Origin of the sequence: Cupriavidus phytorum, assembly GCF_003254285.1 — a bacterium.
In the GTDB taxonomy this organism is placed as follows: domain Bacteria; phylum Pseudomonadota; class Gammaproteobacteria; order Burkholderiales; family Burkholderiaceae; genus Cupriavidus; species Cupriavidus phytorum.
The window spans coordinates 21,999-29,026 of record NZ_QKZN01000023.1 but is presented as its reverse complement, the minus strand read 5'-3'; the positions used below and the strand labels follow the sequence as shown (position 1 = coordinate 29,026).

The 7,028-nt window shown below is 70.7% G+C and carries 5 protein-coding genes; all 5 read right to left on the bottom strand.

Annotated features, from left to right (window positions below; all coding sequences use genetic code 11):
• Window positions 1-260: 260 nt before the first annotated feature.
• The 5 genes from gspF to C7416_RS28290 all read right to left on the bottom strand — a co-directional run bounded on the left by gspF (window position 261) and on the right by C7416_RS28290 (window position 7,027).
• Complete coding sequence (gspF, locus tag C7416_RS28310) at window positions 261-1,478, bottom strand: type II secretion system inner membrane protein GspF (RefSeq protein WP_111521935.1); 1,218 nt, start codon at window positions 1,476-1,478, stop codon at window positions 261-263.
• A gap of 15 nt (window positions 1,479-1,493) precedes the next feature.
• Complete coding sequence (gspE, locus tag C7416_RS28305) at window positions 1,494-2,969, bottom strand: type II secretion system ATPase GspE (protein WP_050976489.1); 1,476 nt, start codon at window positions 2,967-2,969, stop codon at window positions 1,494-1,496.
• Window positions 2,970-3,067: 98 nt separating this feature from the next.
• Window positions 3,068-5,566, bottom strand: a complete 2,499-nt coding sequence (gene gspD / locus C7416_RS28300) for a type II secretion system secretin GspD (protein WP_111521934.1) — start codon at window positions 5,564-5,566, stop codon at window positions 3,068-3,070.
• 34 nt (window positions 5,567-5,600) lie between these two features.
• On the bottom strand, window positions 5,601-6,410 hold the full coding sequence (gene gspN, locus C7416_RS28295) for a type II secretion system protein N (protein ID WP_111521933.1): 810 nt from the start codon (window positions 6,408-6,410) through the stop codon (window positions 5,601-5,603).
• Window positions 6,410-7,027 carry a type II secretion system protein M gene (locus C7416_RS28290; protein WP_111521932.1) on the bottom strand — a complete coding sequence of 206 codons (618 nt, stop codon included), beginning with the start codon at window positions 7,025-7,027 and terminating at the stop codon, window positions 6,410-6,412. The genes gspN and C7416_RS28290 overlap by 1 nt, the downstream gene beginning before the upstream one ends.
• Window position 7,028 lies beyond the last annotated feature (1 nt).

Below are 7,028 nucleotides of genomic sequence, written 5' to 3'. Positions count from 1 at the left end.
CGGCGTGCTGACCATATGGTTCAGCCGCTTCGAGATCGGCGAAATTAACCTGCACGCCGCTGCGGCGTGCAGGCCACAAACATCACCCAGGGACGCAACTTCCTGACCTCTACAATGTGTCCACCATGTCCTCGCACATGTGTCCACCATGTCCTCGCACATGTGTCCACCATGTCCTCGGTCTATACATCCCGCGCGCGGGAGAGGGAAGCGTTCGCCAGGGTCATCAGACTCCTTCAAGCGCCATCAGCGCAGCAGCCCTACCGCACCAGCTGGTTGATCTCGATGATCGGCATCAGCACCGCCAGCACGATCAGCAGCACCACCACGCCCATGGTCAGGATCAGCAGCGGTTCCAGCAGGCTGGTCAGGAACAGCGTGCGCCGTTCCAGTTCCTGCGCTTCGCCCTGCGCGGCGCGGTCCAGCATCACCGGCAGGTTGCCGGTGGCTTCGCCCGAGCGGATCAGGTGTACCAGCACCGGCGGAAACTGGTTCTGCGCCGCCAGCGCGCGCGCCAGCGAGGCGCCTTCGCGCACGCGGGTGTTGGCGTCTTCCACGTTGGCGCGCAGCGCCTCGTTGGTCAGGGTCTCGCCGGCGGCCTGCAGGCTGCGCAGGATCGGCACCCCCGCGGAAACCAGGATCGCCAGCGTGCCGGCAAAGCGCGCGGTGTTGTAGCCGCGCACCAGCTTGCCCAGCAGCGGCGCGGTCAGCAGCCAGCGGTGCCATTCCAGCCGCACCGCGGGCTGGCGCAGCAGCCGGCGGATGCTGAACGCGGCCACCGCGATCACCGCCAGTGCCGCCCACCACCAGTTGCGCACGAAATCCGACAGCCACAGCATGACGATGGTCAGCGTGGGCAGCTTCTGCTTGGTGTTGGCGAACACGCTCACCACCTGCGGCACCACGTACGACAGCAGGAAGATCACGATCGCGAACGCCACCACCGTGACGATGGCCGGATAGGTGAAGGCCAGCCGGATCTTGGAGGTCAGCGTGTTGCGCGACTCGATATAGCCGGCCAGCCGCTCCAGTACCAGGCCCAGGTGGCCGGAGTGCTCGCCGGCCGAGACCAGCGCGCGGTAGATGTCCGGGAAATCGCGCGGATGCTGCGCCAGCGCCACCGACAGCGCGCTGCCGCCCATCACCTCGGCGCGGATGCCGGCCAGCAGTTCATGCACATAGGGCCGCTCGGCCTGGTCGGCGAGCGCGCCCAGCGCCTCGTCCAGCGGCAGGCCGGCCACGATCAGGCTCGCCAGCTGGCGCGTGAACAGCGCCTGCTCCTGCGTCGACAGCTTGCGCGCGAACAGCTGGCTGCCGGCGCGCGGCGCCAGGCCGGCGCCGGCGAGCGCATCGACGGTCAGCGGCGTCAGCCCGCGCGCGCGCAACTGGGTGCGGGCCTGGCGCGCGCTGTCGGCCTCGATCACGCCGCGGTCGGTCTTGCCGGCGGCGTCGGCGGCTTCATAGCGGAAAGCTGGCATGCGGGCGGCTCCGCGTCAGTCGCGCGTGACGCGCAGCACTTCCTCGAGCGAGGTCGCGCCGCTGTCGATCCAGCGCTGCGCGTCGCCGCGCATGGTGTGCATGCCGTGCGCCAGCGCCACCTGCTTGATTTCCGATTCGGGCGCCTGGCGATGGATCATGGTGCGGATTTCATCGTCGACCGTGAGCAGCTCGTAGACGCCCATACGACCCTGGTAGCCCGACTGGCCGCACTTGTCGCAGCCGACCGGGTGCCAGACGGTCTGCAGCGGCTTGCCCTGCGCGTGCAGCACGTCGGCCTCGGCGGGCGTGACCTCGATCACTTCCTCGCGCTTGCAGTGCGGGCACAGGCGCCGTACCAGCCGCTGCGCCAGCACGCCCAGCAGCGACGACGACAGCAGGAACGGCTCGATACCCATGTCGACCAGCCGCGTCACCGCCGAGGCCGAGTCGTTGGTGTGCAGCGTGGCCAGCACCAGGTGGCCGGTCAGCGACGCCTGCACCGCGATCTGCGCGGTTTCCAGGTCGCGGATCTCGCCGATCATGACCACGTCCGGGTCCTGGCGCAGGATCGCGCGCAGGGCCTTGCCGAAGGTCATGTCGATGCGCGGGTTGACCTGGGTCTGGCCGATGCCGTCGAGGTCGTATTCGACCGGGTCTTCCACCGTCATGATGTTGGTGGTGCGCGCATCCAGCCGCGACAGCGCGGCATAGAGCGTGGTGGTCTTGCCCGAGCCGGTCGGCCCGGTCACCAGCACGATGCCGTGCGGCTGGCGGATCAGGTGGTCGAAGCCGCGCAGCGTGTCGGGCGCCATGCCGAGCTTGGCCAGGTCGAGCCGGCCGGCTTCCTTGTCGAGCAGGCGCAGCACCGCGCGCTCGCCGTGGCCGGTGGGCAGCGTCGAGACCCGCACGTCGACCGGCCGCCCGCCCACGCGCAGGGTGATGCGGCCGTCCTGCGGCAGGCGCTTCTCGGCGATGTCGAGCTGCGCCATGATCTTGATGCGCGAGATCAACGCGCCGTGCAGCGCCTTCTTGGGCCGCACCACGTCGCGCAGCGTGCCGTCGACGCGGAAGCGCACCACCGACGACGATTCGAACGGCTCGATATGGATATCCGAGGCGCCTTCGCGCGCGGCCTGCGTCAGCAGCGCGTTGATCATGCGGATGATGGGCGCGTCGTCTTCGGATTCCAGCAGGTCTTCCACCGCGGGAATGTCCTGCATCAGGCGCGACAGGTCGACCTCGCCCTCGACTTCGCCCACCACCTGCGCGGCGCTGCCGTCCTGGCGGTTATAGGCGTCGGACATGGCATGCTCGAGCGCCTCGGGCTCGAGCACGCGCAGGCGCAATGCGCCGTGCACGCGCGCCACTTCGGCCAGCGCCGTGGGCGAGGTGGCGCGGCTGACCCACACCTCGAGCCCGTCGGGACGCTGGTGCGCGATCAGCAGCGGCGCCTCGCGCGCAAAGCCGTAGGAGACCAGCCGCGCCGCCATCGGCGACGGCGGCTCGAGCTCGGCCGGCGGGTTGATGCCGGCGCTGCCGGTGGCAGGGGCGGAGAGGGCGGTTTGGACTTCGCTGGCCATGACGGGCCTCAATACGGGAGTGCGGCTTCGCCGCGCGAGTTGAGCGGCTGCGGGGCGCCCACCGGCGCCGGCGGCACGGGTTGTGGCGCGGGTTGCGGTACCGGTTCGGGCACCGGTTGCGGGACCGCCTGCAGCGGCTGTGGCTGACCCGGCACGCCCGGCTGCGGCGCGCTCTGCGGCAGCGTCTGGGGCAGCGGCAGCGGCCCGGCCACGGGGCCGTTGGTGCGCGGGTTGACGAACGGCGTGGTGGGCGCGTCGGCCGGCGGCAGCAGCGGCGTGTTGGTGTCCCGCACCATGATGTTAGGCGATACGAAGCCCTGCTGCTGCGCGCGCATATAGTCGTAGCGGTCCGCGGTCAGGCGGTCGGTGGCGCCGGCCGTGCGCATCACATAGGGCCGCAGGAACACCAGCAGGTTGGTCTTCGAGCGGTTCTTGTTCTCGTAGCGGAACAGGCCGCCGATCAGCGGGATGTCGCCCAGCAGCGGCACCTTCTGCACGCCGTCGCCATAGTTGTCCTCGATCAGGCCGCCCAGCACGATGATCTGTCCGTCGTCGACCAGCACGTTGGTCTCGATCGACCGCACGTTGGTGGTGGGGCCCTGGATCAGGTTGGCGGTTGCCTGCACCACGTTCGACGATTCCTGGAAGATCTGCATCTTCACCAGCCCGCCGTCGGTGATCTGCGGCTTGACCCGCAGCGTGATGCCGACGTCCTTGCGGTCGAAGGTCTGGAACGGCGTGACCGAGGCCGCGCCGCCGGTCTGGGCGTAGGAGCCGGTGGTGATCGGGATGTTCTGGCCGATCAGGATCTTGGCTTCCTCGTTCTCGAGCGTGATCAGGTTCGGTGTCGACAGCAGGTTGACGCTGCCATTCGTGCCCAGGGCGCGCAGCAGCGCGCCCAGGCCCATGGCCCGGTTGACGATGCCCAGGTTCAGGCCGCCGATGTCGGGGACCAGTTGCTGCGCGGCGGCGATGCCGGCGGAGCGGTTGGCGTCGGCCAGGGCGCCGGCCAGGGTCAGGTTCAGGATGTTCTGTCCGCCGGTGCCGAAGTTGGTGCCGGCAAAGACGTTGTTGTTGCCGCTCGACGAACTGATCAGGCCCTGCCACTGGATGCCGAGTTCACTCGCCTGGGTGGCGGTCACCTCGACGATCATCGACTCGATATAGACCTGCGCGCGGCGCGCGTCGAGGTCGTCGATCACGCCGCGCAGGTTGCGGTAGACCGGTTCGCTGGCGGTGATGATCAGCGAGTTGGTGGAGGGGTCCGCCTGGATGATGCCGCCCGTGGTTGGCTGCGTGGTGGTGCCGAACGACGCCGCGAAGGCCGAGTTGCCATAGGCGCCGCCGGTGCCGCCGCCGGTGCCGGTGCCGCCGCGCATGCCGGTCTGGGTAGTGGTGGCGCCGCCGGTGAACTGGCCGCCGGTCGGCGTCGAGACATTGGTCATGCCCGCCGCGCCGCCGATGCCGCCGGCCTGCCCGCCGGGCTGGGTGGTGGTGGCGAAACTGCTGTCGGCGGCGACGATGGCGCGCAGCGTCGCGGCCAGCTTGATCGCATCCGCGTTCTTCAGCGGCACCACCCAGATGTTGCCGGGGCGCGCGTAGGGCTGGTCGAGCTTCTCGATCAGCTGGCGCGCCTGCTGCAGGCGCGCGCGGCTGGTGGCGCGGATCATCAGCGAATTGCTGCGCGGTTCGGCGACTACCGAGGTGCGCAGGCTGGCATCGACCGCCGCGCCGCCGGCGCCGCCGGTGGCACCCGCGGCGCCCGGGTCCAGCAGGCGCTGCAGCACCGCCGCGGTATCGCTGGCCAGCGCGTGCTTGAGCGGCACCAGCTCGACCTCGCCCGAGGCCGGCGCATCGACCGCGGCGATGATGCGGGCGATGCGGCGCAGGTTGTCGGCGTAGTCGGTGATCACCAGCGTGTTGTTGGCCGGATAGGCGGTGATGGTGTTGTTGGGCGCGATCATCGGCCTCAGCACCGGCACCAGGTTGTTGGCCGACTCGTAGTTCAGCCGGAACACCTGCGTCACCACCTGGTCGCCGCGGCTCGGGCTGCCGCCGATCACGGTGGGCGAGCCCTGCAGCTTGGCGTCGGCCTCGGGCACGACCTTGGTGAAGCCGTTGCTCTCGACCATGGCATAGCCCTGCATGCGCAGCACCGAGCCCAGCGTCTGCAGCGCCTGCGCGCGCGAGACCGGCTGCTCCGTGACCAGGTTGACGGTGCCCTTTACGCGCGGGTCGATGACGAAGTTCTTGCCGGTGGCCTGGCCGACCGCCTTGATCACGGAGTCGAGGTCGGCGTTGACGAAGTTCAGCACCACCTGGTCGCGATTGGCGGGGGTGACGTCGGGCGGCGCCGGCGGCGTGCCCGGGTTTGCCTGGCCGCGCGAGGCCGGCGCGCCGGGCTGGGCCCACAGCGGCGCGGGCGCCAGCAAGGAGAGCCCGCAGAGCAATGCCACGGCGCGGGCGCAGGCGGTCTTGAAAACAGGTCGGTTGGCGTGGGTGGTCATAGTCATTTCCGTGGGCTGTGCGATCTGCGTGGCATCAGAAACGCAGCCTAGTCACATTGTTGTCTCGTCGTCCCAGCAGGCTCAGCAGGCTGGTCAGCTGCGTCGCGGCCTCGGGTTCGGCATGCGCGGTACCTTCGAAGCGCGCCTGCCGCCCCAGTGTGCCGCTGCCCTCCAGGTGCAGCGGACCATCGATGGTGCTCAGCTGCAGCTTGCCGCCGCCCGCGCCGGTCCAGTCGATCTCGGCGCGATAGCTGCCGAGCGGGCGCAGCCGGCTGACCGCGGCCGATACCTGCTCGATGCGCAGCGTCATATGGCCGGTCATGCCCTGGCCGGAAAACCGGCCCTGCAGCGTGGACCAGTCCACCCGCATCAGGCCGTCCGGGCGCAGCGTGTTGAACGGCGCGCCCACGCCCTCGAGCAGCGACGCGGGCAGCCGCATCGCGCCCGACTGCGCGGTCCAGCCGCCCGGCGTGGCGGTGACCGCGACCGGCGCGGCCATGGCCTCGGAGTGGGTCAGCACCAGCCGCGCGCGGCCGGTCAGCAGCGGCCAGAACGCCAGCGTCCAGTGCAGCCGGCCGGGCAGCACGGTGGCGGTCTGGCTGCCGGCACCGGCAGACAACGCCAGCGTGGCGCTGCCGCGCCACAGCGAACCGCTGGCATCGGCCAGCAGCACGCGTCCCTGCGTCTGCGTGGCGACGCGCGTGGCGATCCACGTCGCCGGCAGCATCGCCACGGTGGTTACCGCGGCCGTGGCCAGGCCCAGCCCGAGCCAGCGCAGGCGCCGCGCGGCGGCCGGCTGGCGCAGCGCGCGCCGCGGCAGGCGCAGGGTTTCCAGCCGCACCATCAGCTGCGGCCACCCGGACCCTGCAGGGTCGCGGTAACGTTCACCAGCGCCGTCGCGCCGACATAGACCACGCGCGCATCGATCACCTTCATGCGCTGCTGCTGGCGCACGTCCTGCAGCCAGGTGCTGACCGCTCCGAACGGGACCTTGTCCAGCTGCACCTGCACGCTGTTATCGGCGGCGGCCGCCAGCCGCGTTGCTTTCAGGCCGTACTGGCCCAGGCTTTCCTGCAGCGCCTGGGTCAGTTCATCGCCGCGCAGCGACGGCGCCGGCGTGGCCTTGAGGCCGCGGGCTTCCTGCGCCAGCGTTTCCATCTCGGCCAGGTCGGCACGCAGCTGCGGCAGGTTGCGCGCGGCCCGCTCGCGGCCGTCGGCGGCCGGCTCCCACAGCAGCAGGTAACCGAGCACCAGGGCCAGCACGGCGGTGCCGCCGCCCAGGATGGCCTGCTCGCGCGGGTTGCGCGCCGACCAGAAGGCGTCGAAGCGTTCCCGCCACGCCGGCGGCACCGACGGGCGCAGCCGCGCCATGCGCGTGCGCAGCGTGGCGCGGCTGTGCCCCTCGCCGCTGCGGCGGGCGGCGGGCGAAGGGCTGCGGGTGGAGTCTTTCAATGGGTTCATG

What these genes read in the sequence shown, in the direction of transcription:
- gspN (WP_111521933.1), bottom strand. Translation starts at nt 6,410, where the DNA reads ATGGTGCGGCTGGAAACCCTGCGCCTGCCGCGGCGCGCGCTGCGCCAG.
- gspF (WP_111521935.1), bottom strand. Translation starts at nt 1,478, where the DNA reads ATGCCAGCTTTCCGCTATGAAGCCGCCGACGCCGCCGGCAAGACCGAC.
- gspE (WP_050976489.1), bottom strand. Translation starts at nt 2,969, where the DNA reads ATGGCGGCGCGGCTGGTCTCCTACGGCTTTGCGCGCGAGGCGCCGCTG.
- C7416_RS28290 (WP_111521932.1), bottom strand. Translation starts at nt 7,027, where the DNA reads ATGAACCCATTGAAAGACTCCACCCGCAGCCCTTCGCCCGCCGCCCGC.
- gspD (WP_111521934.1), bottom strand. Translation starts at nt 5,566, where the DNA reads ATGACCACCCACGCCAACCGACCTGTTTTCAAGACCGCCTGCGCCCGC.